This window comes from Promicromonospora kroppenstedtii DSM 19349, assembly GCF_000515355.1.
GTDB lineage: Bacteria > Actinomycetota > Actinomycetes > Actinomycetales > Cellulomonadaceae > Promicromonospora > Promicromonospora kroppenstedtii.
Map to the genome: position 1 here is coordinate 66,090 of NZ_KI911678.1, position 1,078 is coordinate 67,167.

The window sequence follows — 1,078 nt, forward strand, 5'->3', positions numbered from 1 at the left end:
GACGGCCGCCGCCGACGACGACGCGACGGGCTGGTCCCTGTCCGGCTGGCGCGAGCCCGACGGCGGCCTGGCCGACCTGCTGGGGACGACGGTGCGCGACCAGGTCATGGCCGACCGGGCCGCCGGCGCCGGCACCACCATCGAGGCACTCACGGCGGGCAGCGAGATCGAGACCGAGCGCCTCGACGGCAACCCCGTGGACCCGCAGGTCGTGTTCTTCGCCGGGTTCGTGCTGGCGTTCCTGTTCTTCACGGGTGCGATCGGCTCGGGCGCCATGATCGCGGGCAGCGTGATCGAGGAGAAGCAGTCTCGGCTGGTCGAGATCATCGCGACCGCCGTGCCGCTGCGGCAGCTCCTGGCGGGCAAGATCATCGGCAGCTCCGTGATCGCGCTGGCGCAGAACCTGCTGCTCGCCGGCATCGGGCTCATCGGGCTCAGCTTCACCGACCTGTCGGCGGTGCTGCCCGCGATGACGGCCACGATGATCTGGTTCGTCGTCTTCTTCACCGTGGGGTTCGTCGCCGTCGCGGCCCTCTACGCGGTCGCGGGCTCGCTCGCGTCCCGCACCGAGGACCTCCAGTACACGACGACCCCCCTGATGATGCTGCTCATGGGCGTCTACATCGTGACGTTCTCGGCCGACGGCGTGCTCGAACGGGTCCTGTCGTACGTGCCGCCGGCGTCCATCGTGTCCATGCCGGTGCGGGTGCTCAACGGTGACGCGCTGTGGTGGGAGCCGATCGTCTCGCTCCTTGTGCTCGTGGTCGTGACCCTCGGAGCCGTGCTGCTCAGCGAGCGCGCCTACCGCGGGGCCCTGATGCAGACCGGTGGCCGGGTCACGTGGAGGTCCGCCCTGGCCCCGGACAAGGGCACTACCCTCGGGGCGTGACCGAACGCACCCAGCCCGACTCCGCCGCGCCCGGGAGCTCCGATCCCGAGAAGGTGCACACCTTCGACCTGATCGACGAGGTTCCGGGCGCGTCCCGCGACGGGGCGGACCCGGACGGCACCGAACCCGACGGGGCCGACGGCGCCGGCACCGACGCAGCGGCAGAGCCGGAGGCGGAGCCCGCGCCCC

2 protein-coding genes are annotated in these 1,078 nt (G+C 71.9%); both read left to right on the top strand.

Annotation, left to right across the window (positions count from 1 at the left end; translation table 11 throughout):
* Positions 1–889: ABC transporter permease (locus tag PROKR_RS14205; RefSeq protein WP_051432994.1), on the top strand; the 889-nt coding region annotated here is incomplete at its 5' end.
* A partial coding sequence (locus PROKR_RS34965) for a hypothetical protein (protein ID WP_051432995.1) occupies positions 886–1,078 on the top strand: 193 nt, incomplete at its 3' end. The genes PROKR_RS14205 and PROKR_RS34965, both read left to right, overlap by 4 nt.